1 pseudogene is annotated in these 332 nt (G+C 59.6%); it reads right to left on the bottom strand.

The annotated features are described in order from the left end of the window. Positions 1 to 332: pseudogene (locus BUA17_RS31770) on the bottom strand (hypothetical protein); the annotation flags it as partial.

The raw sequence follows: 332 nt of genomic DNA on the forward strand, positions 1-332 counted from the left end.
GTTACACCCGCTGCTCCTGTATCGCCGGTAACGCCGGTGGCTCCGGTTACACCCGTATCCCCCGTTGCTCCTGTACTTCCCGTTACACTGACACCCGTGGCACCGGTAACTCCTGTATCTCCAGTGACGCCGGTAACTCCTGTGTCTCCGGTGGCTCCGTTACTTCCAGTTACACCAACTCCGGTTGCCCCTGTCGCACCCGTGGCTCCCGCGCCAGCCAACAACGTGTAATCCGGGGACGTTCCTGGTGTTCCTGTTGGCGATGCCACATTTGCAATATACGTACTGCCGTCAAACGTCACCACCTGACCGGCTGGATACGTTGGCGCTAC

Origin of the sequence: Paenibacillus sp. ov031, from assembly GCF_900143165.1 — a bacterium.
Classification (GTDB): Bacteria; Bacillota; Bacilli; order Paenibacillales; family Paenibacillaceae; genus Paenibacillus; species Paenibacillus marchantiae.